This window comes from uncultured Phocaeicola sp. (assembly GCF_948499155.1).
Lineage (GTDB): Bacteria > Bacteroidota > Bacteroidia > Bacteroidales > Bacteroidaceae > Phocaeicola > Phocaeicola faecalis.
In genome coordinates this window covers 1-26,014 of the sequence record NZ_CAOOSE010000031.1, presented here as the reverse complement: position 1 = coordinate 26,014, position 26,014 = coordinate 1, and the positions used below count along the sequence as shown (strand labels likewise).

Sequence of the window (26,014 nt, the reverse complement as noted above, 5' to 3'; positions counted from 1 at the left end):
GCCCGAAAACAGTTTGCTTTGTGTCTTCGGACAGGCAAACCCTGCCCCTACAGCTGACGATGGGATAGCCCGGTTTAGCTTTGACACACTACCTTTTAGTCCTATCCCAAGGGACTATATTTCTTCTTCATCTCATCCACACTCATTCCCGTGAAATAGTCTTCTATAAACTCCCATCTGCGCTCATCATCCAAGGAAGTATTACCGAAAAACAATTGGAACAGCTCAATCTGCTCAAGGAATATCTTTTCATTGTTCTCAAGCACGAAGTTTTTATAGGCTCCCGATGCCACTTCTCTTTCTATCACTTCGGGCATATTGACAGTTACCTCTACCGAAGGCACACCACCTTCGACAGTAAAATCGACCACATTGAGCATTGACAAAAGATTGAGAAGCATATTAAGGTCTGAAAAAGGCGTGATGTAGAACAACAACAAATCTCCTTTCACTCCTGTAATACGCTGAGAACAGAGCTTCTGATAGCGTGAAAGCAATAAATCAAAACCTCGGGTAACAGTAAAAATCAACTTGTCTTCATCCTTTTTCTTTGTACTGCTGATATAACTGACACTTCTTCCCTCCTCCACTCTCGATTCCAACAAAGAGGAAAGGAAACGTTTGGCCGAAGGAACATCCATATCGTATTCGGCAAAGATACTGCGCAAATCATCTTCTTCAAACTTACCCTTATTACCATATAGGCTGACAGTCAGTAAGTCTTTCAAGCGTTTCAACAGACCGGCCAGTTTTGTACTTATATCTCCCGCATCTTCTTTCAACAACACTTCATGTTTGCCGACAGCCGCCGCACGGACGCCCTCAAACAAATTGCCATTATATAAATCGCGTTTGAACTCCCGATAACCCATCTCCGAGAAACAACTCTCCCACAATGCTTCAAAAGATACCTTATAAATACCTTCCGCACCGACAACGGGAGTCATAAACTTTTTGTACGTTTCCTTGAAAGCAACATCCCCCGTCTTTTCCTGTACATATCCATCTGTAAAAAGCGTCCGGGAGTTTATCTCAACAGGATGTCCTCCAAAACGGCTGGATAAATCTTCCTCTATCCATAACAAGGCTGTTTTTATCACTTGCCCCAAATCCGATTCGTACTCCAACTTGTTCTGCTTGCGAGGCAGTTTCACTGCAAACTCAAAGTCCGACAAGGACACTTGCATCTCCCGGTTTTTTCCCTTCATTAAATAGATTTCCCAAAGCTTCTTCAAAATCATCCCCAACTGATTCTGTGTGATGGCTCCGGCAGAATGTAAACGCTTCATAAAATAGAAATCCCGTTCGTGAAAGTCGGTAGCCGCAACGCCTTTAATCTTCTTGTCACGCGCCGCACGTCCTATCTCCTGGATATAGTCGACAAATGTACTCGAAGGAGCCACATGATACACCCGGTCAATATCGCTAATATCAATACCCATACCGAATGCTTTTGTCGCAATAATCATGCGTTTGTCACCTTCCTTAAAGGCCTCGACAATCGCTGCCTTCTGAGCCTTGTCCTTCTTTCCGTAGTAAGAAGAAACCAATCGCCAGTTGGTAGACCGCACCCACATTTTAAGTCGGGTATCTATACTACCGGCAAAAGGATAATACATGATGGTTTTATGTTCTTCCAAAAAATCATCGGTACGTCCGATAATGACACGTTGTTTTGCCCTATCATAATTTTCGTCTTCCCCGATAGTAAGCAAGCGAATATCAAAGCCGATATTTTCGCGCTTCACCGTTCCCACAAACAGTCTGCAGGGGTCGATGCGCAAGGAACGGATGGTTTCAAAAACCATATCATTCCCCCCGCGAGGATTCCAGACGGCAGTTGCAGTCAGTGCAAAAACCGGGAAAGTATATCCTTGATTCTTTTTCAGATTCTCCAGATAACGTCCCAAAAACCAGTAATCCACACGGAATTCCTTACCCCATGTAGTTACCGTATGCGCCTCATCCACCACAATCAACCCAATCCGCCGGTCACCTATAAAATGTTTAATGTCATAAGCCAATAATAACTCAGGAGAAAGATAAAATAAATCAGTCTCCCCCTCGCGGACCTGACGGTATGCCTCATTCTTTTCTTCCGGCGAAAGATCGGAAGATGCATAAGATACTCTTTCATATCCCAAATCACGCAAATTTTCCACTTGATCGACAATCAAAGCCTTCAGCGGAGAAATCACTATCGTAAGCAACTGATAGGCTTGCCCCAGATAAATGGCTGGAAGCTGGAACAGTAAAGATTTACCGGCTCCCGTGGGCGCCGTCAACAATAAATTGTAAACAGAGTCGTCTGTCTTCATTGATTTTTCAGACTCTTCAATAACCTCTTCTATCAACTGTCCTTGGGAGATTTTCAATTTACCTTTGCCGGAAGACAAATCATTATAGACTTCAAAATCACGGAAATCGGTATAACCATATATTTCCTTTAAAAGTTCTTTTACGGCCGGGCGACATTGCTGCGGTAAAGATGCAGTCGCAATATTTGTTTCCTTCATGAAGAAAAAATTAGCTGGATAATATATAAATAGAAAAAGGAATGAAGACCTGCTCCATTCCTTTTGTCTTTCTGAGCCTCTTGTCGGATTCGAACCAACGACCCCGAGATTACAAATCACGTGCTCTGGCCAACTGAGCTAAAGAGGCGGGGGTGGGTAAGCTTACTATATCGCGCCGCTACAACCAACTACCTTTGCTGCGATCAAGCCCTGGAGGATTCATCAGGAGCTGGCCGTATAGGACTTACCCATTTTTGTTTTGCGAGTGCAAAGGTAGATATATTTTTTAAAACTACAATACTCTCATGCACTTTTTTTTGATTTTAGCAGAAAAAATACATTTTTCACCCCTAAATATAGCATGTATTCCTAATAAAAGCCGTACTTTTGTGCACTTATTAATTTTGTGCACTTATTAATAATGACTGAACGTAAACCGACTCTTCAAGAATGCGCAATGCGCTATGGCACGGGCATGGGACTGCTTTGGTCCTTTAAGTTCATGCTTTTTCCTTTAGGATTGAGAATACCTTTCCTATTACTCCTGTTTATTGTCCTTACATTAGGCGTCCCTCTTTTGGGGTATATTTTTGCAAAAAAATACAGAAACCGTTATTGCAACAATGCTATCAGCTTTGGGAAGGCCTTGTTGTTTACGATATTCATGTATATGTTTGCGTCCCTATTTGTAGCAGTAGTCCATTACATCTATTTCCGTTTCATCGATGGCGGTTTTGTTTTTGAATTCTATCAGAATATGATTAACCAATTCAAGACAACGGCCCAGACAGAGCTATTGCCTTCTATTGACCAATTGCAGGAAGCCTTTGATATGGTGGCGGCACTGTCTCCATTGCAAATCACTTTCCAATTGATATCAAATAATATATTTTACGGCATGCTGATAGCAATCCCTACGGCATTGCTGATTATGCGTAAACCGAAAAAACTATAAAACATGGATATATCTGTAGTTATTCCGTTATATAATGAAGAGGAATCGTTGCCGGAACTCTTTGCGTGGATTCAACGCGTGATGGACGCCAACCATTTCAGCTATGAAGTAATATTTGTAAATGACGGCAGCACAGACCGTTCTTGGGAGGTGATAGAAAATCTCCGTGCCCAATCGGATAAAGTGAAAGGAATCAAATTCCGCCGTAATTACGGCAAATCTCCTGCACTCTATTGCGGCTTCGAGAAGGCACAGGGCAATGTGGTCATCACAATGGATGCCGATTTACAAGACAGCCCGGACGAAATTCCCGAACTATACAGAATGATTACCAAGGAAGGATATGATTTGGTCTCGGGCTACAAGCAAAAACGCTACGATCCCTTGTCAAAGACCATCCCCACCAAACTTTTCAACGCTACAGCACGTGCCGTATCCGGCATCAGCAACCTGCATGACTTCAACTGCGGGCTCAAAGCCTATCGCCGGGATGTAATCAAGAACATCGAAGTATACGGTGAAATGCACCGCTATATCCCCTATTTGGCAAAAAATGCCGGTTTCTCTAAAATCGGAGAAAAAGTAGTCCACCATCAGGCACGTAAATTCGGAAAAACCAAATTTGGCGGTCTGAACCGTTTCTTCAACGGATATCTTGATTTAATCACCTTGTGGTTCCTGTCCAAGTTCGGTGTCAAACCGATGCACATGTTCGGCTTTTTAGGCTCACTGATGTTTATCTTCGGGTTTATCTCTGTGGTTATCATCGGCGCACATAAACTATACAACCTCACAAACGGCCTGCCTTATACCCTGATAACGGATTCACCCTATTTTTATCTGGCTTTGACGTTAATGATACTGGGCACACAATTATTCCTTGCCGGATTCATCGGTGAACTGATAGCACGCAACGCTCCCGAACGCAACAACTATAAAATAGAAGAAGAGTTTTGAGAATGAAGAAGTTACCAATTATCATATTATTGCTCCTGACCGCATCAGGATACTTCTGGCAGGGGTGCAGTGAAAGCGATTGTCCCCTGAGTACAACATCCCTTGCGCATTTCGACTTGCTGAGCAGTGACAGCCATTCGCCTGTCAAACTGACTTCAGAAGTCACCATTACAGGTACGACCGTGGCCGACGTAACGGTAAAAGACACATTGCCGGACGGAACCATAACAGACAAAGTTGTGAAAGACTCTGTCCTGACAGATACCCTCTACAACAAAGAAAGTGACTTGAGCAGTTTCAGCCTCCCACTCAGTTATACATCAAAAACCACCTATACGATACATTATAATGAAAAGCTGAAAGATGTGATTGAAATAACACATCGTAGCATTCCTTTTATCAGCGATATAGAATGCGGCGCCATGATGTTCTATCAGGTGGAAAATATCAATTATACAACAAACTCACTGGATTCTGTAGTGATTGTAAACCCGGATATCAACAATGAAGAAAAGAAGAACTTTAATATATACTATACTATTAGGGAGTAGCTTGCTGGTATACCCCTTACGCTCGACAGCCCAAGAGAAGAAGATGGCGATAACAGAAGAAAAAGCCACCGTACCTCTGTATCAGGGTACATATGTCGGCTTGGACGTATTTGGTCTGGGGAGTAAAATATTCGGCAGTGACTTTACCAGTGCCGAGGTGAGTGTGGAAGTAAACTTAAAAAACCGCTTTATCCCTATCGTGGAAATCGGCTACGGCCATACAGACACGACCGATGACGAAACCAATATTCATTATAAGGCTTCAGCACCTTATTTTCGTATCGGTATGAATTACAACATTCTTTTTAAAAAGCCTCATCTTCCCGGCTACGCATACGGAGGCATACGCTATGGCTTCACCTCTTTCACATACGATGTGGATGGTCCGGCAATGGTCGACCCAACTTGGGGAAACATCACCGTCCCGTTTACCTACAATGGGGTGAAAAGCAATGTCGGCTGGGTAGAACTGGTAGGAGGACTTACGACCAAAGTATATAAGAATTTCTATATGGGACTTTCTGTGCGCTACCGAGTACGCACCAGCATGAAGAAGACAGAAAACACAGAACCCTGGTACATCCCCGGATTCGGCAAAAATAAAGCCAACCATTTTGCTATCGGAACATACAGTTTAATCTATAAATTACCTTTTTAGTGAATGAACGCACTAGAGATTTGGCTTTTGGCAATCAGTCTTGCTATGGATTGTTTCACAGTGTCCATAACAAGCGGAATCATCATGCGTCGCATCTGCCGGCGCACTTTTTTTGTAATGGCATTCTTTTTCGGACTTTTTCAGGCCGTTATGCCTCTTATAGGATGGTTCTGCGCCAGCCGGTTCAGCCATTTAATAAAAGACTATGACCACTGGATAGCTTTCGGGCTTTTGGCTTTTCTAGGAGGACGAATGATAAAAGAAGGGTTCAGCAACGACGATAAATGTTGTTTTGACCCCACCCGTCTGAGAGTGGTACTGGCATTAGCCGTAGCTACCAGCATCGATGCACTGGCTGTCGGCATCTCTTTTGCTTTCGTAGGCATGAATTCGTTCATGTCTATTCTTTCTCCAATAGCAATTATCGGCTTTGCCTCCTTCGTCCTGTCTTTGACAGGCAATCTGATAGGTGTGTTCTGTGGAAAGCGGTTTAACCTTCGGATGGAGTTATGGGGAGGCTTAATCCTGATAGCCATCGGCATAAAAATCTTAATAGAACATCTTTATTTCAACTAACTATAATATTATGAATAAGAAGAAACTAATCTGGCAGTTACCTTTCCTTGTGGTGCTGATTGTGGGAACGGTTGTTATTCTGAAAAAGCAACCTCCTTTCCGCACAGACGAAGGATTTATTTTCGGCACAGTCTATAAAATCACCTACCAAAGTGACAAAGATTTAAAGAAAGAAATCGAAGCTGAATTGAAAAAAGTAGATAATTCCTTGTCTCCTTTCAACCCCAATTCGGTCATTAGCCACATCAACCATAATGAAGAGGTGGTTCTTGACACACTATTCACCCATGTATTTAATCTGGCTCATAAAGTATCCGAAGAAACCGATGGAGCATTTGACATAACAGTGGCTCCCTTGACTAATGCTTGGGGATTTGGATTTAAGAAGTCCATCTCTTTAGACTCACTGACCGTGGATAGCCTTAAGCAGCTTATCGGCTACCAAAAGATAGAGTTACAGAACAATGAAAAAATAATAAAGGCCGATGAGCGTATAATGCTGGACTGCAGTGCTATTGCCAAAGGTTTCGGAGTGGATGTAGTGGCACGGCTGTTCAACAGTAAAGGTATTAAAAACTATATGATTGACATTGGCGGAGAGGTTATTGTGAACGGAAAGAATCCTAAAATGAACGCATGGAGAATAGGAATCAACAAACCAATAGATGATTCCCTGTCTGTCAATCAGGAGCTGCAGACAATTCTTGAAATAAGCAACGTAGGAATGGCAACATCAGGTAATTACCGCAACTTCTATTATAAAGGTGGAAAGAAATACTCCCATACCATCGACCCCCGCACAGGTTATCCGGTACAACACAGTATTCTTTCTTCCACTGTTATCGCCCGTGATTGTGCCACAGCCGATGCCTATGCCACTGCATTTATGGTAATGGGACTCGATGACGCAAAAGCTTTCTGTGCAAAACATCCCGAATTAGAAGCATATTTCATCTGCTCAGGAGAAAAAGGCGAATATGAGATATTCTTCACCGAAGGAATGAAAAAATACATAGTCCACGCTAAATAACTGTTGCAAGAAACTGTGTCAAAATGAAAAACGCAACAATATGACAGTTGCTTTGGTGTTTTGACACAGCCCTCTTACAATAAATACAGTGATAAGACAATTAACTCTATTTCAAATTTTGGAACTGCTCTATCAGGAGAGTCAAATTAGCGGTAAAAAGTCGGGCAGAGATAGCCAAAAGAATAATACCGAAAAATTTACGAATCACATAGATACCGCCTTTTCCCAAGAAACGTTCTATACGGTCGGTCAGTTTTAAAACCACATACACCCATGCCATATTCAACACCAACGCTATCACAATGTTAACCGGAGCATATTCGGAACGCAGCGAAAGCAAAGTCGTAAAAGCACCGGCACCGGCCAACAAAGGAAATACCAACGGCACCAGCGTAGCCTCTTTGATAGGGCCCTGATTCTTGAATATTTCGATATCCAATATCATCTCCAATGACATCAGAAAGATAACAAAAGCACCGGCCACTGCAAACGAAGCGATATCTACTTGAAACAGCTTCAACATCATATCACCGGCATAAAAAAAACCAAGCAACAAAGCGAATGAAATAAATGTCGCCTTGTTTGCATTCACATTTCTTCCTTTCTGCTTTAAATTCAATATAATAGGTATAGAACCGATAATATCTATTACAGCAAAAAGAACGATAAATGCACTTAAGAATTCCTGAAAGTCAAAAGAACCAAACATACTTACCTCCTTTTTTGGCTGCAAATATATTTATTTTTTATGCACCATACAAGCTTTTGCTCTAAAACATTAGTAGACTGTAAGAAACAATAAAAAAGATAAAACAAGATGCAACTCTAAATAATAAATCTCGTTTTATCGTTACCTTTGTGTGTTAAACTATAACTTAACGAAGATTAGAACTTATGGAAATTACAATGTACGATACACTATTACAACTCCCTTTGTTCCAAGGATTATGTAAGAACGACTTTACGAGCATCTTAGGCAAAGTAAAATTGCATTTCCGAAAATACAATGCAGACGAGATTATTGTAGAACAAGGGACACCATGCACTGAACTTATCTTTCTGTTAAACGGTGAAATCTCCTCTCAGATGGTCGATGAGCAAAAATCCTACTCTTTACACGAAACATTTGGAAGTCCTTTTGTATTGGAGCCCTATTCTCTGTTCGGCATGCATCCCAACTATACCGCCACGTACAGAGCGCGTACAGACTTGAACTTAGTCAGCATCGACAAAGCATTTGTTCTGTCCGAATTGAACAACTATGATATTTTCCGCCTCAATTACTTAAACATATTGAGCAATCGTGCCCAAGTAGCTTATGACAAATTATGGAACAGCCACATAGGAAGTCCCAAAGAAAAGATTATCAACTTCATCTTATTACGTTCTATGAGACCGGACGGCGAAAAACGGTTGAAAATAAAAATGGAAGATTTGGCCGGTTTGATTGACGAAACCCGTATCAATGTCTCAAAAGAACTGAATGATATGCAGGAAAAAGGCTTGGTGGAGTTAAGTAGAAAAGAAATCTTCATCCCTGCTATGGAGAAACTCTCTGAGTAAAGGCTGAAAAACCTTATACAAACAATTCATATTTGATACCTGTCACATCTTTTTTTTGATAGGTATCATTTTTTTGCACCTATCCCAAAAGGATTTCAGCCAATAAGTTTGTTAGTATATGGCACTCATTTAATATACTTTGTTAAATATGTAGATAGAATGCGGTGAATGAGACTTTTTTTTAGCAATTTTGTAAGTCAAATATAATAACGTTATGACAGAAACAAGAAACCCATTTTTAGAGCCCTATAATACACCTCATCATACCACCCCGTTCCACTTAATTAAAGTAGAACATTATGAACCGGCTATCCGGGAGGGAATGAAAGAACAGAACGAAGAAATTGACGCTATCGTCAATAATGTGGAAAATCCCGATTTCCAAAATACGATTGTGGCATTGGAAAGGTCAGGAGCATTGCTCGAAAGAGTAACCACTATCTTCGGCAACCTGCTGAGCGCTGAAACCAACGACGAAATGCAGGAACTGGCAGAAAAAATGATGCCTTTACTGGCAGAGCATAATAACAGTATCAGTCTGAACGAAAAACTCTTTGCACGCATCAAAGCTGTTTACGACCGGAAAGACCAATTGGCTTTGAACGGAGAAGACACTATGCTGCTACAAAAGACCTATGACGGCTTTGTAAGAAGCGGAGCCAACCTGCAAGGAGAAGCAAAGGAGAAATACCGTCGGCTCAATACCGAATTAAGCGTACTCGCATTGCGCTTTTCGCAGAATCTGTTAAAAGAAACAAACAATTATGAGCTTTCTCTGACGACAAGCCAACTGGAAGGCTTACCCGAAAGCATGCTCGAATCATATGCCCAAACAGCTAAAGAAAAAGGAAAAGAAGGCAATATCATCACTCTGGATGCACCCAGCTTCGTTCCTTTTATGAAATACTGCAAAGACCGTACACTGCGACAACAGCTTTACATGGCCTATAACACACAATGTACTCACGACAACGAGTACAATAACATGGAAATAATCAAGCAACTGGTTAATATCCGTATGGAATTGGTACAACTCCTCGGCTATTCCAATTACGCAGATTATGTACTGAAGAAGCGCATGGCAGAAACGGAAGAATCCGTTTACCAATTGTTGAATCAACTGCTGGAAGCCTACTCTCCCACCGCACACCAGGAAGTGAAAGAAGTGGAAGAACTGGCACATCGTCTGGAAGGCAACGATTTCCAATTGATGCCCTGGGACTGGGCCTATTATTCGGAAAAACTGAAGAATGAGAAGTTTAAGCTGAATGAAGAAGAACTACGCCCTTATTTTGAACTCAGTCAAGTAAAACAAGGCGTATTCGGGTTAGCTACCCGCTTGTATGGTATCACATTCAAAGAAAACAAGGAAATTCCAGTCTACCACCCGGATGTAGATGCTTATGAAGTTTTTGATGAAGACGGCAGCTTTTTAGCCGTACTCTACACCGATTTTCATCCTCGTGCCGGAAAACGTTCGGGGGCATGGATGACCAGCTATAAAAAGCAATGGATAGAAAACGGAGTCGACAGCCGCCCGCATATTTCCGTTACGATGAACTTTTCCAAACCATCGGCAGAAAAACCTGCACTACTCACTTTCTCGGAAGTGAATACTTTCCTGCATGAATTTGGCCATGCCCTGCACGGTATATTTGCCAACAGCACTTATGCCACGTTGAGCGGTACAAGTGTTTATTGGGATTTTGTGGAACTTCCTTCACAAATTATGGAAAACTTTGCCATCGAGAAAGAATTTCTCAATACATTTGCCAAGCATTACCAGACCGGTGAACAAATTCCGGCAGAACTTATTCAGAAAATAGTGGACGCATCGAATTTCAATGTTGCATACGCCTGCCTCCGTCAATTAAGTTTTGGACTGCTGGATATGGCATGGTACACCCGCAAAGAACCTTTTGACGGAGATGTGCGTACATACGAAAAGGAAGCATGGCAAAAAGCACAAGTCCTGCCTTCGGTCGCCGAAGCGTGTATGTCTGTGCAGTTCTCACACATCATGGCAGGAGGATATTCTGCCGGATATTACAGTTACAAATGGGCAGAAGTGCTGGATGCAGACGCTTTCTCCCTGTTTAAAGAAAAAGGTATCTTTAATAGGGAAGTAGCCGATTCTTTCCGCCGCAACATATTGTCTAAAGGAGGAACCGAGCATCCCATGACACTCTATAAACGCTTTCGCGGAAAAGAGCCCGGCATTGAGGCACTGCTGAAACGAAACGGAATTATCAACTAAAAACGAGAAAATAAATGAAACTGAAATCAATTCTTTACCTATTGATAGCACTCCCATTATTGTGGAGTTGCAATAACGAAGATAACATAGAAGATATTTTTGCAAGCGGCACATGGAATCTGGTCAATTTCTATGGTGGAGGGATTGACGATGCCGGCACCCCCGAATTCACGCCCAAAGATGACAATGCCACACTGGAAGTTATCCAGAAGTTTACCATTGTCTTCAATAATGACAATACATTCAAGGCTTCGGCACAAAATATCACATTTGAAGGCATTTGGGAAGCAAACGGAAAGGATCGTTCCGTGAGCATCCATATCGAAGACCGACGTAACTCCACTAGCTTGAGCAACAAGTTTATGGACGCATTGGTAAATGCCCGCTTTTATAAAGGAGACAGCAATTTTCTGAGACTGGCTCCCGAAGATAAGAAAAGCTTTATCCAACTCAGACATTAATAACCATGGAAACTAACGACGAAAAACAACTGAAACTCGACAAACGATACATCCGCATGGCCGGCATCTGGGCAGAAAACTCTTATTGCACACGTCGGCGGGTGGGTGCATTAATCGTAAAAGATAAAATGATTATTTCGGATGGATACAATGGTACTCCGTCAGGTTTTGAAAATGTGTGCGAAGATGATAATGGAGTCACCAAGCCTTATGTGCTGCATGCCGAAGCCAACGCCATTACCAAGATTGCACGCTCCAACAACAGCAGCAACGGAGCCACCATGTATGTCACCGCCTCTCCCTGCATTGAATGTGCCAAACTCATCATTCAGGCAGGTATCAAACGAGTGGTTTACTCCGAAAAATACCGATTGGAAGACGGATTGGAACTATTGAAGCGAGCCAACATCGAAGTAATTTATATCGACCTCAACGAATAATAGTAAATAAAAATATGAGCAAAAACCGTACATCCCGTTTTATACCGGTTATCATCGCCGTAAGCATCGTAGCCGGAATATTGATTGGAACTTTTTATGCTAACCATTTTTCAGGCAATCGGTTAGGTATCATCAACACTTCTTCCAATAAACTAAACGCCTTGTTGCGCATCATTGACGACCAATATGTGGACACTGTGAAGATGAATGAATTGGTAGAAGACGCAATGCCTCAGATTTTAGGGGAACTCGACCCCCACTCTTCTTACATACCTGCCAAAGATTTGGAGGCTGTAAATTCTGACTTGAAAGGAAGCTTTAGTGGCATCGGTATTCAATTTACCATCCAGCAAGACACAATTCATATCAACAACGTCATTCAAGGCGGTCCATCCGAAAAGGTCGGCTTGATGGCAGGCGACCGTATCATTTCTGTCAACGACACAGCCTTTGTAGGCAAGATTGTAACCAACTACGAATCGATGAAACGTCTAAAAGGGCCTAAAGGCAGCGAAGTAAAACTGGGTGTTTATCGCCCCGGAGAGAAAGAACCGCTATATTTTACCATTATTCGCGGTGATATCCCTGTCAAGAGTGTGGATGCCGCCTATATGCTGAACGAGAAATTCGGTTATATCAAAATCAATAAATTCGGAGAAACAACATATCCCGAACTGCTGATTGCATTAGCAAAACTAAATCAAGACAACTGCAAAGGTGTGATTATCGACCTACGCGGAAATACCGGAGGCTACATGGGAGCCGCTATTCAAATGGTAAATGAGTTCCTGCCCAAAAATAACCTGATTGTTTACACCCAAGGGCGCAAATCTCCTCGTGAAAACTATCACTCCAACGGAACGGGAAGCAGTCAAAAGATGCCACTGATTGTACTTACCGACGAAGGCTCTGCCTCTGCCAGTGAAATTTTTGCCGGTGCCATTCAGGACAATGACCGCGGAACCATCATCGGACGCCGTTCTTTTGGCAAAGGACTGGTACAGCAACCTATTGATTTCAGCGACGGTTCGGCTATCCGCCTCACTATCGCACGATATTATACACCTTCAGGCCGTTGCATCCAGAAACCTTACGTCAAAGGAAACGATATGAACTATGAGATGGATCTCGTAAAACGCTACGAACACGGTGAATTCTTCTCCCAAGACAGTATCAAGCAAGACCATAGCACCATTTACTACACCGCCAACGGCCGCCCGGTCTACGGTGGAGGAGGTATCATGCCCGATATTTTTGTGCCGCAAGACACAACAGGAGTTACTTCCTATTATACAGCAGCGGTAAGCAGAAGTCTCACCATTCAATTCTCTTTCCAATACACAGACACTCATCGTGCAGAATTGCAGAAATATGACACGGAAGCAAGTATGCTTCAATACTTGAAGCGCCAGAATATATTGGAACAATTCGCCCGTTTTGCTGAAAGTAAAGGATTGAAACGTCGTAATATCCTGATGTATAAATCACAAAGATTATTCGAAAAGAACCTATACGGTAATATTATTTATAATATGCTGGGTATGGAAGCCTATATCCAATACCTGAACCAAACCGACAAAACAGTACTTAAAGCATTGGAAGTATTGGAAAAGGAAGAATCTTTTCCAAAGGCTCCCGAAGGAACCGTAGAAACAAAAGTCAGCGATGAAGGAAATAAAAAAGAAACTGCGCAAGCAGATAGCACAGGAAAAAAGCCGTCACACCCCCACAGAGTTGACAGCGAATTCCATTGCTTTGCTTAACAAGTTGGAACAACATCCACTTTTCATTGCAGCAAAAACAATATTGCTTTATTACTCATTGGGTGATGAAGTGCAGACACACGATTTTGTAGAGAAATGGTACCGGCAGAAGGACATCCTGCTGCCGGTAGTCAAAGGAGATATCCTGGAGCTTCGCCGTTATACAGGTCCGCAAGGCCTGCAAACCGGCGAAGCCTATCATATAGAAGAGCCAGTAGGCGAAGCTTTTACCAATTACACTCAAATTGATTTTGCCATCATTCCGGGTGTTTCTTTTGACAGACACGGAAACAGATTGGGCAGAGGGAAAGGATATTATGACCGGTTACTTCCCCAACTCCATTCTTATAATGTGGGTATTTGTTTTGATTTTCAGGTAAGTGACGAGATACCGACAGAATCATTTGACAAGCCCATGCACGAGGTATGGACGGAAAAAGGAAAGATTTCCCTTCAACGATAATCACCGGAAAATAATATTCACAATGACCTGCGCACCTACTTGATTGTTCAAATTCTTCACCAACAGGTCTCTTCCCATCATCAACTCCTGACGGAGCACGGAAGAAGTGAGGTGTACATAAAGAATCTGATTCTTGATATAAAGGTTACTTGTATAACCGGCTATGGCAGGCCCAACTACATCTTTCCATGCCTGCACCAGCCTATATTCATTCAAAGGAGATTCCAATCCATTCAGACGGAAAAACTTACGAATCATATCCCCTATCTGTTCCGCATCATTCCGCTTCATTCCGTTTCTCCTTTCCGTTCAGCAACATTGCCATTTTCCACTCCAAACACTTTATATTTTCCTTCGATGCTCTTCAGTATCTTGTCCAAATGCTCCCGATTGGTATCTGTTATAAAAATCTGTCCGAAATTATCGCCCGCTACCAGTTTTACAATCTGCTCCACACGCGAAGCATCCAGTTTATCGAATATGTCATCCAATAATAATAAAGGAGTTGTATTGCTGCCCGTCCGTTTCAGAAAATCGAATTGTGCCAGCTTCAAAGCAATAAGATAAGTCTTGTTTTGCCCCTGAGAGCCTTCCCGTTTTATTGGGAAATCTCCTAACTGCATGATAAGGTCATCTTTATGAATCCCCTTCAGCGAATACCCCATAATACGGTCACGCTGTCGGCTGCCTTTGATAATTTCCTGCAAATTTCCCTGTATGGCATGAGATTCATACGATAAATTCACCTTCTCCTTATCCTGAGATATATAAGAATAAAACGACTGAAAAGTAGGAATGAATTCGGCTATAAATTCACTGCGTTTTTTATACACCACCTCTCCGGTAGCAGCCATCATCTCCTCCCATACAGCAATCAGTTCCTCATCAGGCTCTGCCTCAGCTTTCAACAATGCATTACGCTGAGTCAACGCTTTGTTATAGCGTATCAGAGCATCCAAATATTCTTTATCATATTGCGAAATCACCACATCCATAAACCGGCGTCGCTCCTCACTCCCTCCGGCTATCAGCTCGGCATCCGCCGGCGAAACCATTACCAAAGGAATAAAACCAATATGATCGGACAATCGGGTGTATTCTTTCTTGTTACGCTTGAACTGCTTTTTCTGCCGACGCTTCAGACCACAATAAATCTCTTCCGGGTCGCCTCCGTCCGTTGCATAAAACCCCTGAATCACAAAGAAATCCTGATTATGCATCACATTCTGCGAATCAATAGGGTTCGTGGCACTTTTACAGAAAGACAGATAATAAACCGCATCCAGCAAATTCGTCTTTCCCATCCCATTCTGACCTATAAAACAGTTCATCTTAGGTGAGAAATCCAGTTCCACCTGCTCCAGATTCTTATAATTCAATATCGAAATACGCTTCAGTATCATAGACTTTCTGTTTGATTTGAGCCACAAAATTAGGGATAAAAACGGTAAAACCTAAAAAAATATGCCTGTAAATTTCATTAATACATATAAATGAACTACTTTTGCTGTCCGAAAACTATAGCAGAAAAATAATAAAAAGTAAATATAAAAATGGCAGAAAAAAAACACACTCAAGATCCTTTGGATATGGAAGAGGCTTTAAGCACCTCCGAAGCATTCATTATCAAGTACAAAAGTAAAATTCTGGGAGCTATCGCAGCAGTTGTAATTATCATTGCGGGCTTCATGGGTTACAAGCATTTCATCTCTGAACCGAATGAAATCAAAGCTTCAGCGGCTTTATTCAAAGGAGAACAATATTTTGGAGCCGACAATTTTGAAACTGCACTGAACGGTGACAGTATCGGTTACAAAGGTTTTCTGAAAGTAGCTGACGAATTCAGCGGAACAGCAGCCGGTAATCTGGCAAATGCATACGCAGGTGTGTGCTATGCACAATTAGGCAAATATGAAGAAGCTGTGAAATACCTGAATAAGTTTAGCGCTGACGACCAACTGGTAAGTCCGGCATTGCTCGGAACAATGGGCAACTGCTATGCTCAGGCAGGACAATTGGACAAAGCTGCCGCCACTCTGATGAAGGCAGCCGACAAAGCAGACAGTCAGGCATTGAGCCCTATCTATTTGATTCAGGCAGGACAGATTTATGAAAAGTTGGGTAAGAACAGCGAAGCTGTGAATGCTTACACTTTGATTAAAAACAAGTACTTCAATTCTTATCAGTCAATGGATATTGATAAGTATATTGAACGTGCATCTATCAAATAAGAAAAAGGATACTTTTTAATCATATCATAGGCACGGATTACACGGACACACACGGTTTCTTTTTTTAGAACAGACCGTGAAATCCGCGAAATCCGTGCCTTATTAATTCATATATATAAACTATGGCAACAGCGTATCATAATTTATCAGACTACGATTTTAATTCTGTACCCAACGCAGAAAATATGCGTTTTGGTATCGTAGTATCCGAATGGAACAGCAATATTACCGGCCCTCTTTTGGAAGGTGCTGTCAATACTTTAAAGAAACACGGAGCGAAAGACGAAAACATTCTGGTGCAGACAGTCCCCGGAAGTTTCGAACTAACCTATGGCTCCGCACAAATGATTAAAAGCGGCAAAGTAGATGCAGTCATAGCAATAGGCTGCGTTGTGCGCGGAGATACTCCTCACTTCGACTATGTATGTGCCGGCACTACTCAAGGTATAGCTCACCTGAATGCAACAACTGACATACCCGTCATCTATGGACTAATTACAACCAATACCATGCAACAAGCAGAAGATCGTGCAGGTGGTAAATTGGGTAATAAAGGAGATGAAGGAGCCATTACAGCTATTAAAATGGTCGACTTTAAACGAAAATTGCAGGAATTTTGAAAAAAAGTTCTGCAATCATTTGCATATTCAAAAATAAGTCGTACCTTTGCATCGCAATTGAGAAACAAACCTCCTCAATGAGAGAATTAAGGAGTTCTTAATAAGCGAATGGGCAAATACCAGAGTGGCCAAATGGGGCAGACTGTAAATCTGCTGTCTTTCGACTTCGGTGGTTCGAATCCATCTTTGCCCACAAAAAATTGCGGAAGTAGCTCAGTTGATAGAGCATTAGCCTTCCAAGCTGAGGGTCGCGGGTTTGAGCCCCGTCTTCCGCTCTTAGAAAAGAGATGAGTTTTACTCATCTCTTTTTTTGTTATCCCCTCTCCCCTCCCTGACAGCCCGACCATCATGAAAACTTTTCAATGCCTGGTTTTGTTATATACATATCAATAACTTTATAAACAAAGAAAGGATAAGTATGAAAACGATTATTGATAGAGCTACCTCAAGAGGATATTTTAACCACGGCTGGTTAAAGACATACCATACATTTAGCTTTGCAAACTATTACAATCCAAGACGAATTCATTTTGGTGCCTTACGGGTATTAAACGACGACTGGATTTCTCCGGGAGAAGGTTTTGATATGCATCCCCACAAAAATATGGAAGTGGTCTCCATCCCGCTAAAAGGTTATCTGAAACATGGAGACAGTGTAGAGAATCAAAGTGTCATCACCCCCGGAGAAATCCAAGTGATGAGCACAGGAAAAGGTATCTATCATAGCGAATATAACGGCAGTAATGAGGAAGAACTTGAATTGCTGCAAATTTGGATAATCCCCAACAAAGAAGAAACAGAACCGGAATATCATAATTACAATATCCTCCCATTGATGAAACACAATGAATTGGCGACCTTCATCTCGCCTAACGGAAATACTCCGGCACATTTGCTGCAAGATGCCTGGTTTTCGATGGGGACACTGAGTGCCGGCCATAAAGTGGACTATCATTTGCACAAACCGCATACAGGCGTCTATTTCTTCATCATAGAAGGAAATGTAGATATAGCCGACGAAAACCTGACCCGACGTGACGGTATCGGTGTGTGGGATACTGAAAGCATTACCATTAAAGCCAATGAGGAATCACAAGTACTGGCTATGGAGGTGGCTTTATAAACTATTTATTTGTGGCACATTCATCCATCCGATTGATTTGCGCCACAAATTCTTCTTTGCTACCTTGTTCCAACCCCATCTTTCTGCATATACGATAAACCACACGGTCGACCGAACGAGATTGAACGCCCAACAAATCGGCAATATCATCAAATCCGAGTCCCAGTACGAACAGAAAACAGATATCCTTTTCATTGTTTGTGAGCGAAGGATAAAACGCTTCAAGACGCTCCGCCCACCGATTATGGGATACATTCAACCAATGTTCCAACTTGGCACGGTCTTCGGCAGGGTTATAATGGGGATTCTTTTTTGATACAATCTGCAAATAAGTCTGAGTGGCTTCCACTGTCTCAACAGGGAGCGAAATGTGTTTCGAACGAAACGTCACTTCCAGTTGGCGGATACGCAATTCCTTATTTCTTTTCTCAGCCTCAAGCACCTGCATCTGCTCCTGCAAATGCTTTGCTTCTCCCTGATTCTCTTCTATCCGTTCCTGAAGCGCATCAATCTGTTCCTGAAGACTAGAAGCATCCTTTTTATAATTACGCAGAATATCCAGTTTTTGATGGCGGAAAAACTTCCAGCTTCCCCACAGCAATAAGGCCAACGTACAAACAGAAGCTATCGTTATCAGTATCGTTATCGTCCAGCGGCTGCGATAATCATTACTCTGTCTCAGTACTGCCGAATAATCATATTTCTTTTCTATCTCCAATAATTCAGCACGGCTCTCCGACGTAAACAGCAACTCCAGTTCATTAATATAATGCTGCATATAGAGGGCTGCTTCACGCTCAAATCCCTTTGTTTGCATCTCTCTGTACATATCTTTATATACCGATGCTCTTAACTTAGGACGAGAAGATTTCAGAACTTCAGCACGCAGGCTGTCCACCGTTGCATCTTTACCCAACTTTTTATACACTTCAGCCAGTTCGATATCGTATCCACGCCGCGCCTCAGCCGTAGAAGTACGTTCCTGCGCCTGCTTCAGCAAAGAGACAGCCTCATTCCAGTTCTTCTTATCCTTTTCTACCAGCGCCAAGCGATAGTATATCTTTTCCTGAGTGCTGAAATCCATCCGGTTTACTATATCAAAGAATTTATCCTGAACCAATTTCACCTCTTCATTATACCGGGGCGTACCTTGCCCCAAATAAAGCGGAATAAAAGCCGAGCTGCCCCCCATGGCTTTCCATGAGGGGACAGACAGGTTCAAATCCAATGCTTTTTTATAATAGCCAACAGATTGTTCGTAATGTGCATATCGCCCATTGATATGTCCCAATGCCGTATACACCAGAAAATGAATCCGTAAATCTTTTGCAGACTTCACCGCCTCTTCCGCCTGTTTATAAGCATATATGGCGGCATTATCCTTTCCCAGATTCTCCAGCACATATCCTTTATAAAGAAATGCGGATGCCTTCTCATCGGAAGTGCCATGAGACGAATAATATTCCACAGCGATGTCAATCAACGAATCAGAAGATATTTTCTGTCCGCACCTGTGCATGGCTTGTGTCATGAGCAAGGCATAAAGACTATATTCTTCTTTAGAAAGTTTTTCCGGCGAGGGAATTGTTTTCAATACCTGAAGAGCCGAATCGGGTGCATTCCACAAATAATACTTTCCCCATGACAGTTGAGGAGTATGTTTCTCCCTACTGCAAGCTCCATTGAAACACCCAATAATGACTACCCAGGCAGACAACAATATGAATGGACGTATTTTTATCATATTACAAAAATATCACTTTTTAGGCTTTCCGCAATTTATATACAATAAAAACAGGGTTACTATCGTCATTTACCTCTTTCAACTCAGACGGAACAGTTATATTGCACTTCTCTTTATACAGATGCAACTCATAGGCAGTGAGCAGTTGCACCAGACAATCACCCTGCGTACGTCCCCATACCGGAAAATCCTGATAGCTCTTGGTTCCGAGCATTCCGTAAAGCAAATTAGCATCTCCCAATGCCCGGATATCTCCCGGCTGCACACACTTCTCTGCCAATACCTGCCCTGTCTTCTTATGGACAGAAGCCACATAATGTCCTGCATTATATTTGCAACGGAAATAATAATTGGAAGGAGTTTCAAACATATCAAATACAAAGATATCATGGTCCTCGCCAAACTTTTTCTTCAGCGAAGTAAAATCGGTAGCATCCAATGAACGTATCACCTCCTTATCCGAGTTACCTGTCCTTAACACGCACGCCGGAAGAATGTCATCCGCAGCCACTCTAAAGACGGTATCATTGCAGCCACTCTTAAACAAGACAGATTCTTCCACATCAGAATAAGCCATTGCCAATGCAATGGTGAACCCGGCTTTTTCACGGGGTACCAAAGGAGACGAGAAGTCATTCTTCATGACAATAGTATCTGCCTTTTCCGAAAAAACTCCCAATCCGTAACTACCACTTTCGAAAGGCATGTAAGGAAAGGCCACCGAAGCAAAACGATTCTTGCCCACCATACGCTGATAAGCAATCATGTAGTCATGATTCAAATTCTGAACAAACTCGCCATCCAAAGTGTAGACCATAATCTTATTGGAACAGAACAAATAAAGACGATTGTTTTTTTCGTCTGCCTGCATGCCTGCTAGGAAATCACTAAATTCGCCCGGCCCCTGTCCGAAGGGAATCAATGTCTTGATAAAATGCCCCTTCCGGTCAAACTGCACGATACGCTGTTCCTTAACAGGAGAAACATAGATATAATTACTTGTCACGGCATATTCGGACACTCCGTCTAGCAAAGAAGCCGGATCTGCCGTTGTTTCCAACGGAATGTATTCCACACTTTCTATCTCATCTTGCAAGGCAAGCATTGACGGATGATCCATACCGCTTCTCAAATCTACCGAAAGTAACTCTTGAGGAGTTTGTTCCGAACTGCAAGAAGCCATAAAAGGCAATAAACAAAGATACTTTAGTAATTTCATAGCACAAATTAATTTTTAAATGTATATACAATAACCATCGGATTATCATCAACACCCAACTGCAAGGCAGCGGGTTTATCTTTCAGATATCCTTTGTCTTTCAATTTCTCCAACGTCACAGCATTAATGACTTGCACACGGATTCTGTCTTTATAAATATAGCTCGGACAGAAAGGCACTCCCCCATCCAAATCATTTTCCATTCCCATCACATTGCCATCACTAAACCCGAAAGACATCTCCATAAAATCTTGCTTGACGGGCCGGGATAAGAATTCTCCGGTGTTCTTATCCAAACGCTGGAAAAAGCACTTCTCCGGCTTGGACAAGACAATAGTCCGGAAATAGAAATAACGTGAAGTTTCAAAAAAGGTGAACAACTCTATAGTAGATAATGTGTTTGTATTGTCTTTAGCCATTTCATTGATATTCGCAATCTTCTCATTATAGTCGGCACCATTCTTTTTATCATAAATGCAAGCGGGAAAAATACCTGTTTCCGTCACCCTAAACACAGTATCATTACAGAGCGTATAAGCCAAGGCAGAGTTTTGAAAAGGAACAAACTGTATATCCTGCATATAACAGGCATCTGCCGGAACACTGGCAGGGAAAGGCGCTTTGACTGCCATCATCTGATTATCCTTATCTTTAAGGGCAACCAGCCAAGGCGATTGCCAGATAGGAGTAATCGGGGCTCCCGCCAATGCAGACGAGCCGTCATTCAATACATAACGATTTCCTACAGCTTCTTCCGTTGTAGTATCAGTACGCAAAAACTCACCCTCATAAGAATAAACGAATGCCGGCATTCGCCTGCTGTTCAAGAAGACTTCTTTCTTATTCACATCCAACGAGATATTCTCTATCGTCCAAGGAGCATATTCGCCGGGGCCGTTCCCCATCCTGCCTATCTGACAGACAAACTTTCCCTGTCTGGTAAATTTAAAAATCTGGTCCGTCTTCCCATTTTGAATAAAGATGAAATCATCATCCATCACCAAATAGGTCACATTACTGATTAGACAAGAGTCTGTTGTTTCCAAAGGAATATATTCTATTCCCACTACATCCTCCTTCATAGAGAAAGGAGTGTCTTTTGTCATGGCTGAACGTACATCCGCCACCCAAACCTCATCTTTTTTAGAAGAGAACGATTGACATGCTCCCAACGTCAATAAAGCTAGAAGAGCCCCCATCAATACCTTTACTTTGTTTTTCATAATCGTATTTTATTTAATTTCCGAAGCAAAGGTATAGAAGAAGAATACATTTCGAGCTATAAAATCAGGAGAGTTTTGCGACTAAATAAGTCTCTGATTTTCTACCAATTACGATTGTTATGAAAGATTTTGTGCGACAATTAAAAGCTCTTTTTTGAAGTGTTTTTCTGGACACGACGAGCTATGTATAAATAAGATTCACATTATAGCCCCCCATCTTAAGGCAAGTTCTAAATTTCATAGCCGTCAATGCAACCGGCACAGTATAGATAATACATCACCGTAGGGGCACAATGCATTGCTCCCTACGGCCAAGGCATTTACAGTTCGATTGTCAGTTCCACCGGACAGTGGTCCGAACCGAGTATATCCGTATGGATTGCCGCACCCTTCAATTTATCATTCAATGAGGAGGAAGTGACAAAATAATCAATACGCCAACCCGCGTTCTTCTCTCTCGCCTTGAAACGATAAGACCACCATGAATAAATATCCTCCTGCTCCGGATAGAAATAACGGAACGTATCCGTAAATCCCGATTCCAGCAAAGTAGTAAATTTAGCACGCTCTTCATCTGTAAATCCGGCATTCTTACGATTGGTTTTCGGATTCTTCAGGTCAATCTCACGATGTGCCACATTGAGGTCACCACAAACGATGACAGGTTTCTTTTCCTCCAATTTCTTTAAATACGCACGGAAGTCATCTTCCCACTTCATGCGATACTCCAATCGGCGCAACCCATCCTGAGAATTAGGCGTATAAACCGTCACCAAAAAGAAGGAGTCCAGTTCAAGAGTAATCACACGTCCTTCGTGATCGTGCTCGTCAATGCCTATCCCATAAGTCACCGAAAGAGGATTTAGACGGGAAAAAACAGCAGTGCCCGAATACCCTTTCTTCTCTGCATAGTTCCAATAAGAGTGGTATCCTTCAAATTGAGCATCCAACTGTCCTTCCTGCATCTTTGTCTCCTGCAGACAGAAGAAATCAGCATCCAGCCGACGAAAGGCATCGGCAAAACCTTTATCGTAACAGGCACGCAGACCGTTTACATTCCATGATATGAGTTTCAACATAATTCTGTATTATTTGGGGCATTAAAACTTTTAGGAGCAAATATAAGTACAAAAGCATATTTATCAAAACAGAATACGATGAAAAATACATAAACCTACTTTCCTGAAAACTCCCAAGCTTCGCCATAAACGGCTCAAGATACGCCAACGCAAAGAAGAAACCGATATGACACGTCCTGAACCTCGATAAACCAGCCTCAATACCCCGATGATATCTGCAGCTGTGCATTCCTCATAGAAAGTGCAAACACCATCTCCCTGCATAATAAACCGACCCTTTTCCATCCCGACAATCCGGTGAAGTAGACACCGTCCGCGATAACGAAACAAAATCCACAAGACAAACCGCACTGAGCAAGCTGTCCAAAAACAATTTTCACGTCCTTGTCTTTATCATGCCACCCAGGTGAAACGCTCATGCCACCCAGGTGAAATCCTCGTCTCAGCCGGGTGAAACGAGGATTCCACCCGACTGAAACGACAACCACAAAAGCATCCGACAGCCAGTTCATACTTATCGGAAGACGTCATTTCAGAAACAACTCTTACGTGATTACATTTCCGTATCTACTTTCTCTCTATCTTATCTATTAAAGTATTGTCTATACGCTTACCAAACAACGGATTAGCATTCATGAGAGTCAATTCATACGGAAGCAGAGACGCGCTGCGAGACACGGAACGGTCTGTCTTACCTGCTGCCCTATCGAGTGCAACTTTCAACAAAGTTTCATTCTCATCACCCAACTGCCAACCGTCAAGCGGAGCGTCTGCTACCGCAACATCCGGCTGTAAGCCATCAGGCATGCAAGGGTTCTTGCCATCCTTGTCGGCATATCGGTTAATCATTACATACAATCCCCAGTTTTTGATGACCTCCGGAAACTTCGAATAAATATTTTCAGGACCAAGCAACGCTCCCGTACAATATTTGCCATGAGACTGACTTCCAATCAGTTCCACTGTCATATAAGGCATTAATCCGATAAGTATAGATTCGGAAGCCGATGCTGTGCCCGAACCGATAAGCCCGTAAATCTTGGTGATGCCCACATTGGCCCCTTCTACATTAATAGTTTTGGAACCATTGGTGACAATGGTACTGAAATAAGTATTCAGGTCTTCTCCCTTTTTCTTGTAATAGTCCATTAAGTCCTTATTCCATATCTCCGTTTCATATACGGCCTTGCTCTTCACCGCATCTTCCGGTGCAAGCATAAATGCCAATACCTTTTCCGTAAAGACATAACCTCCGCCATTATAACGCAAATCCAGAATAAGCTCACTGATGCCTTCTTCTTTAAACTGACGACAAATCTCCACCAGTTTCTCTGCCGAATCCAAATCGAAACTGCTATATGCCAAATAGCCGACCTTCTTGCCTCCGACATCGAATGTTTTATGTACAAGTATCGGATTTTCGTACATTTTAACGGCATCAAGCGTTATTTTTGTTCCGCTCAGCCCAATGCCATTGCCTTTCTGCTCACCCATACCCAGAGTGATATTCGAACTATAAAGAGCTTCCTGATAATTGTCCTTCGTAATCTCTTTTCCATTCAGCTGCATAATGACATCCCCGCGCTTCATACCTGCTTTGTAGGCCGGGCTGTTCTCATAGACAAACGTCACGATGAAGAAATAACTGTCTAAGTCGGAAAACTTTCCAAGCATCAGATTATATCCGTAAGTAGTGGAAACTCCATCCATATTATCCACGAGACTTGCCATATCGTCCGTCATCATCGTCCACTTGTCCACCTCCTTATTGTTTTCCTTAAACCGTATCTCTTTTATGGTGCCAATCGGATCTTCATTTACATTCGGATCGAGTTTCTGCATCCCTACGGCTATTTCATCTTTCCACAAATAATAGGTATCCAGCGCATCATAAGCAAACTGGTTGGCATAATAAATTTCATCGGTTGTCACCCTGCCGTCACCGCCGCCTTGACCACCGCCATTGTCATCCTCTTTAGAGCATCCGCTCATTATGCATAAAACGCATAAAAAGAGAGAAAGGGAATAGATTTTTTTCATATATGATATTTTTTAGACATACTCCATACCGCGTATGGATATATTCGTTTTCGCAAAAATACAATAATCTTTTTAAAATCATTCGATGAAGGTAAAAGAGTTTAAAAAAAAGCGGTTTGCCTCCTGAAAGAAGCAAACCGCTTACCCTTATGATTAAGGAAAATACTGTCTAAAAAATTACTGTGCAGAATCAGCCGGAGCAGTTTCTGTTGCAGCGCCGTCAGTCTGAGGAGCAGCAAAGCCTGAAGGTGCGTTCAACGGATTAGTAGCGCCTTCTTTTACAGCTTGTTCCATGATTACAGAAGATTCTGCATGAGTTGTAGGAACGAAATAAGCAGTAAGCACACTGCATGCCACCATGAAAGCAGCCAATCCCCATGTCAATTTCTCAATAAAATCCGTAGTCTTGCGAACACCCATAATCTGATTAGAAGAAGCAAAACTAGAAGCCAAGCCACCTCCTTTTGAATTCTGAATCAATACAACGAAACACATCAAAAGAGCTGCAAGCACAATTAATCCAATAAGTAATAAATACATTTTCT

26 protein-coding genes and 3 tRNA genes are annotated in these 26,014 nt (G+C 42.2%); 17 read left to right on the top strand and 12 right to left on the bottom strand.

Annotated elements, in window-relative coordinates; all coding sequences use genetic code 11:
- Positions 1-101: 101 nt before the first annotated feature.
- Positions 102-2,516: a DEAD/DEAH box helicase gene (locus QYT14_RS16540; protein ID WP_288326269.1), complete on the bottom strand. Its 2,415-nt coding sequence runs from the start codon at positions 2,514-2,516 to the stop codon at positions 102-104.
- 74 nt (positions 2,517-2,590) lie between these two features.
- Positions 2,591-2,664: transfer RNA gene (locus QYT14_RS16535), tRNA-Thr, on the bottom strand.
- Positions 2,665-2,937: 273 nt separating this feature from the next.
- On the opposite strand from QYT14_RS16535, the gene QYT14_RS16530 reads away from it, so the two are divergent.
- Genes QYT14_RS16530 through QYT14_RS16505 form a run of 6 tightly spaced genes read left to right on the top strand, consistent with a single transcriptional unit; the run spans position 2,938 to position 7,243 of the window.
- On the top strand, positions 2,938-3,471 hold the full coding sequence (locus QYT14_RS16530) for a DUF4199 domain-containing protein (RefSeq protein ID WP_237038995.1): 534 nt from the start codon (positions 2,938-2,940) through the stop codon (positions 3,469-3,471).
- Between the two features lie 3 nt (positions 3,472-3,474).
- Positions 3,475-4,428 (top strand): glycosyltransferase family 2 protein, encoded by a 954-nt coding sequence (locus QYT14_RS16525; RefSeq protein ID WP_237038994.1) that lies wholly within the window; start codon positions 3,475-3,477, stop codon positions 4,426-4,428.
- 2 nt (positions 4,429-4,430) lie between these two features.
- Positions 4,431-4,979, top strand: coding sequence for a DUF6452 family protein (locus QYT14_RS16520; protein WP_237038993.1), 549 nt, complete (start codon positions 4,431-4,433; stop codon positions 4,977-4,979).
- Positions 4,933-5,637, top strand: a complete 705-nt coding sequence (locus QYT14_RS16515; protein WP_237038992.1) for a DUF6048 family protein — start codon at positions 4,933-4,935, stop codon at positions 5,635-5,637. The genes QYT14_RS16520 and QYT14_RS16515 overlap by 47 nt, the downstream gene beginning before the upstream one ends.
- A 3-nt stretch (positions 5,638-5,640) precedes the next feature.
- Positions 5,641-6,213 carry a manganese efflux pump MntP family protein gene (locus tag QYT14_RS16510; protein ID WP_237038991.1) on the top strand — a complete coding sequence of 191 codons (573 nt, stop codon included), beginning with the start codon at positions 5,641-5,643 and terminating at the stop codon, positions 6,211-6,213.
- Positions 6,214-6,223: 10 nt separating this feature from the next.
- Positions 6,224-7,243, top strand: a complete 1,020-nt coding sequence (locus QYT14_RS16505) for an FAD:protein FMN transferase (RefSeq protein ID WP_237038990.1) — start codon at positions 6,224-6,226, stop codon at positions 7,241-7,243.
- Between the two features lie 106 nt (positions 7,244-7,349).
- On the opposite strand, the gene QYT14_RS16500 is transcribed toward QYT14_RS16505, so the two are convergent.
- On the bottom strand, positions 7,350-7,952 hold the full coding sequence (locus QYT14_RS16500; RefSeq protein ID WP_237038989.1) for a MarC family protein: 603 nt from the start codon (positions 7,950-7,952) through the stop codon (positions 7,350-7,352).
- Between the two features lie 185 nt (positions 7,953-8,137).
- Between QYT14_RS16500 and QYT14_RS16495 the strand changes: the two genes are divergently transcribed.
- The 6 genes from QYT14_RS16495 to QYT14_RS16470 all read left to right on the top strand — a co-directional run bounded on the left by QYT14_RS16495 (position 8,138) and on the right by QYT14_RS16470 (position 14,190).
- Positions 8,138-8,806, top strand: coding sequence for a Crp/Fnr family transcriptional regulator (locus tag QYT14_RS16495; protein ID WP_237038988.1), 669 nt, complete (start codon positions 8,138-8,140; stop codon positions 8,804-8,806).
- 214 nt (positions 8,807-9,020) lie between these two features.
- Entirely contained in the window at positions 9,021-11,063 is a 2,043-nt protein-coding gene (locus QYT14_RS16490) for a M3 family metallopeptidase (RefSeq protein WP_288324331.1), read from the top strand.
- A 14-nt stretch (positions 11,064-11,077) separates the two neighbouring features.
- Positions 11,078-11,524 carry a DUF4847 family protein gene (locus QYT14_RS16485; RefSeq protein ID WP_288324330.1) on the top strand — a complete coding sequence of 149 codons (447 nt, stop codon included), beginning with the start codon at positions 11,078-11,080 and terminating at the stop codon, positions 11,522-11,524.
- Between the two features lie 5 nt (positions 11,525-11,529).
- A complete protein-coding gene (locus tag QYT14_RS16480; protein ID WP_237038985.1) occupies positions 11,530-11,964 on the top strand; it encodes a dCMP deaminase family protein in 435 nt (144 codons plus the stop codon).
- A gap of 14 nt (positions 11,965-11,978) precedes the next feature.
- Positions 11,979-13,727 carry a S41 family peptidase gene (locus tag QYT14_RS16475; RefSeq protein WP_237038984.1) on the top strand — a complete coding sequence of 583 codons (1,749 nt, stop codon included), beginning with the start codon at positions 11,979-11,981 and terminating at the stop codon, positions 13,725-13,727.
- The gene (locus QYT14_RS16470) at positions 13,630-14,190 is read left to right on the top strand and encodes a 5-formyltetrahydrofolate cyclo-ligase (RefSeq protein ID WP_288324329.1); all 561 of its coding nucleotides are present in this window, start codon (positions 13,630-13,632) and stop codon (positions 14,188-14,190) included. Before QYT14_RS16475 ends, QYT14_RS16470 begins: the two co-directional genes overlap by 98 nt.
- Here the strand turns inward: QYT14_RS16470 and QYT14_RS16465 are convergent, their stop codons facing one another.
- Entirely contained in the window at positions 14,191-14,481 is a 291-nt protein-coding gene (locus QYT14_RS16465; protein ID WP_237038982.1) for a DUF721 domain-containing protein, read from the bottom strand.
- Positions 14,478-15,593: a DNA replication and repair protein RecF gene (recF, locus tag QYT14_RS16460; RefSeq protein WP_288324328.1), complete on the bottom strand. Its 1,116-nt coding sequence runs from the start codon at positions 15,591-15,593 to the stop codon at positions 14,478-14,480. Before recF ends, QYT14_RS16465 begins: the two co-directional genes overlap by 4 nt.
- 150 nt (positions 15,594-15,743) lie before the next feature.
- Here recF and QYT14_RS16455 point away from each other — a divergent pair, with 150 nt between their 5' ends.
- From QYT14_RS16455 to QYT14_RS16435, 5 genes are all read left to right on the top strand, one after another.
- On the top strand, positions 15,744-16,421 hold the full coding sequence (locus tag QYT14_RS16455) for a tetratricopeptide repeat protein (protein WP_237038980.1): 678 nt from the start codon (positions 15,744-15,746) through the stop codon (positions 16,419-16,421).
- A gap of 122 nt (positions 16,422-16,543) precedes the next feature.
- Positions 16,544-17,041 carry a 6,7-dimethyl-8-ribityllumazine synthase gene (gene ribH / locus QYT14_RS16450; RefSeq protein WP_237038979.1) on the top strand — a complete coding sequence of 166 codons (498 nt, stop codon included), beginning with the start codon at positions 16,544-16,546 and terminating at the stop codon, positions 17,039-17,041.
- Between the two features lie 110 nt (positions 17,042-17,151).
- A tRNA-Tyr gene (locus tag QYT14_RS16445) sits at positions 17,152-17,234 on the top strand.
- A gap of 9 nt (positions 17,235-17,243) precedes the next feature.
- A tRNA-Gly gene (locus QYT14_RS16440) sits at positions 17,244-17,316 on the top strand.
- Positions 17,317-17,459: 143 nt separating this feature from the next.
- Positions 17,460-18,164, top strand: coding sequence for a pirin family protein (locus QYT14_RS16435; protein WP_237038978.1), 705 nt, complete (start codon positions 17,460-17,462; stop codon positions 18,162-18,164).
- 1 nt (position 18,165) lies between these two features.
- Here QYT14_RS16435 and QYT14_RS16430 read toward each other — a convergent pair whose 3' ends face one another.
- From QYT14_RS16430 to secG, 7 genes are all read right to left on the bottom strand, one after another.
- Positions 18,166-19,908 carry a hypothetical protein gene (locus tag QYT14_RS16430; RefSeq protein ID WP_288324327.1) on the bottom strand — a complete coding sequence of 581 codons (1,743 nt, stop codon included), beginning with the start codon at positions 19,906-19,908 and terminating at the stop codon, positions 18,166-18,168.
- Positions 19,909-19,927: 19 nt separating this feature from the next.
- Positions 19,928-21,127, bottom strand: coding sequence for a 6-bladed beta-propeller (locus tag QYT14_RS16425; RefSeq protein ID WP_288324326.1), 1,200 nt, complete (start codon positions 21,125-21,127; stop codon positions 19,928-19,930).
- A gap of 8 nt (positions 21,128-21,135) precedes the next feature.
- A complete protein-coding gene (locus QYT14_RS16420) occupies positions 21,136-22,350 on the bottom strand; it encodes a 6-bladed beta-propeller (RefSeq protein ID WP_288324325.1) in 1,215 nt (404 codons plus the stop codon).
- A gap of 320 nt (positions 22,351-22,670) precedes the next feature.
- A complete protein-coding gene (locus tag QYT14_RS16415) occupies positions 22,671-23,429 on the bottom strand; it encodes an exodeoxyribonuclease III (RefSeq protein ID WP_237038974.1) in 759 nt (252 codons plus the stop codon).
- Positions 23,430-23,626: 197 nt separating this feature from the next.
- Positions 23,627-23,941, bottom strand: coding sequence for a hypothetical protein (locus QYT14_RS16410; protein ID WP_289307179.1), 315 nt, complete (start codon positions 23,939-23,941; stop codon positions 23,627-23,629).
- Between the two features lie 55 nt (positions 23,942-23,996).
- The gene (locus tag QYT14_RS16405) at positions 23,997-25,469 is read right to left on the bottom strand and encodes a S41 family peptidase (protein ID WP_288324324.1); all 1,473 of its coding nucleotides are present in this window, start codon (positions 25,467-25,469) and stop codon (positions 23,997-23,999) included.
- A 177-nt stretch (positions 25,470-25,646) separates the two neighbouring features.
- Positions 25,647-26,009, bottom strand: a complete 363-nt coding sequence (gene secG / locus QYT14_RS16400) for a preprotein translocase subunit SecG (RefSeq protein ID WP_237038967.1) — start codon at positions 26,007-26,009, stop codon at positions 25,647-25,649.
- Positions 26,010-26,014 lie beyond the last annotated feature (5 nt).

Excerpts from the sequence above, each read along its gene's own strand:
- QYT14_RS16540 (WP_288326269.1), bottom strand. The coding sequence starts at position 2,516 with ATGAAGGAAACAAATATTGCGACTGCATCTTTACCGCAGCAATGTCGC.
- QYT14_RS16530 (WP_237038995.1), top strand. The coding sequence starts at position 2,938 with ATGACTGAACGTAAACCGACTCTTCAAGAATGCGCAATGCGCTATGGC.
- QYT14_RS16525 (WP_237038994.1), top strand. The coding sequence starts at position 3,475 with ATGGATATATCTGTAGTTATTCCGTTATATAATGAAGAGGAATCGTTG.
- QYT14_RS16520 (WP_237038993.1), top strand. The coding sequence starts at position 4,431 with ATGAAGAAGTTACCAATTATCATATTATTGCTCCTGACCGCATCAGGA.
- QYT14_RS16515 (WP_237038992.1), top strand. The coding sequence starts at position 4,933 with ATGAAGAAAAGAAGAACTTTAATATATACTATACTATTAGGGAGTAGC.
- QYT14_RS16510 (WP_237038991.1), top strand. The coding sequence starts at position 5,641 with ATGAACGCACTAGAGATTTGGCTTTTGGCAATCAGTCTTGCTATGGAT.
- QYT14_RS16505 (WP_237038990.1), top strand. The coding sequence starts at position 6,224 with ATGAATAAGAAGAAACTAATCTGGCAGTTACCTTTCCTTGTGGTGCTG.
- QYT14_RS16500 (WP_237038989.1), bottom strand. The coding sequence starts at position 7,952 with ATGTTTGGTTCTTTTGACTTTCAGGAATTCTTAAGTGCATTTATCGTT.
- QYT14_RS16495 (WP_237038988.1), top strand. The coding sequence starts at position 8,138 with ATGGAAATTACAATGTACGATACACTATTACAACTCCCTTTGTTCCAA.
- QYT14_RS16490 (WP_288324331.1), top strand. The coding sequence starts at position 9,021 with ATGACAGAAACAAGAAACCCATTTTTAGAGCCCTATAATACACCTCAT.
- QYT14_RS16485 (WP_288324330.1), top strand. The coding sequence starts at position 11,078 with ATGAAACTGAAATCAATTCTTTACCTATTGATAGCACTCCCATTATTG.
- QYT14_RS16480 (WP_237038985.1), top strand. The coding sequence starts at position 11,530 with ATGGAAACTAACGACGAAAAACAACTGAAACTCGACAAACGATACATC.
- QYT14_RS16475 (WP_237038984.1), top strand. The coding sequence starts at position 11,979 with ATGAGCAAAAACCGTACATCCCGTTTTATACCGGTTATCATCGCCGTA.
- QYT14_RS16470 (WP_288324329.1), top strand. The coding sequence starts at position 13,630 with ATGAAGGAAATAAAAAAGAAACTGCGCAAGCAGATAGCACAGGAAAAA.
- QYT14_RS16465 (WP_237038982.1), bottom strand. The coding sequence starts at position 14,481 with ATGAAGCGGAATGATGCGGAACAGATAGGGGATATGATTCGTAAGTTT.
- recF (WP_288324328.1), bottom strand. The coding sequence starts at position 15,593 with ATGATACTGAAGCGTATTTCGATATTGAATTATAAGAATCTGGAGCAG.
- QYT14_RS16455 (WP_237038980.1), top strand. The coding sequence starts at position 15,744 with ATGGCAGAAAAAAAACACACTCAAGATCCTTTGGATATGGAAGAGGCT.
- ribH (WP_237038979.1), top strand. The coding sequence starts at position 16,544 with ATGGCAACAGCGTATCATAATTTATCAGACTACGATTTTAATTCTGTA.
- QYT14_RS16435 (WP_237038978.1), top strand. The coding sequence starts at position 17,460 with ATGAAAACGATTATTGATAGAGCTACCTCAAGAGGATATTTTAACCAC.
- QYT14_RS16430 (WP_288324327.1), bottom strand. The coding sequence starts at position 19,908 with ATGATAAAAATACGTCCATTCATATTGTTGTCTGCCTGGGTAGTCATT.
- QYT14_RS16425 (WP_288324326.1), bottom strand. The coding sequence starts at position 21,127 with ATGAAATTACTAAAGTATCTTTGTTTATTGCCTTTTATGGCTTCTTGC.
- QYT14_RS16420 (WP_288324325.1), bottom strand. The coding sequence starts at position 22,350 with ATGAAAAACAAAGTAAAGGTATTGATGGGGGCTCTTCTAGCTTTATTG.
- QYT14_RS16415 (WP_237038974.1), bottom strand. The coding sequence starts at position 23,429 with ATGTTGAAACTCATATCATGGAATGTAAACGGTCTGCGTGCCTGTTAC.
- QYT14_RS16410 (WP_289307179.1), bottom strand. The coding sequence starts at position 23,941 with ATGAACTGGCTGTCGGATGCTTTTGTGGTTGTCGTTTCAGTCGGGTGG.
- QYT14_RS16405 (WP_288324324.1), bottom strand. The coding sequence starts at position 25,469 with ATGAAAAAAATCTATTCCCTTTCTCTCTTTTTATGCGTTTTATGCATA.
- secG (WP_237038967.1), bottom strand. The coding sequence starts at position 26,009 with ATGTATTTATTACTTATTGGATTAATTGTGCTTGCAGCTCTTTTGATG.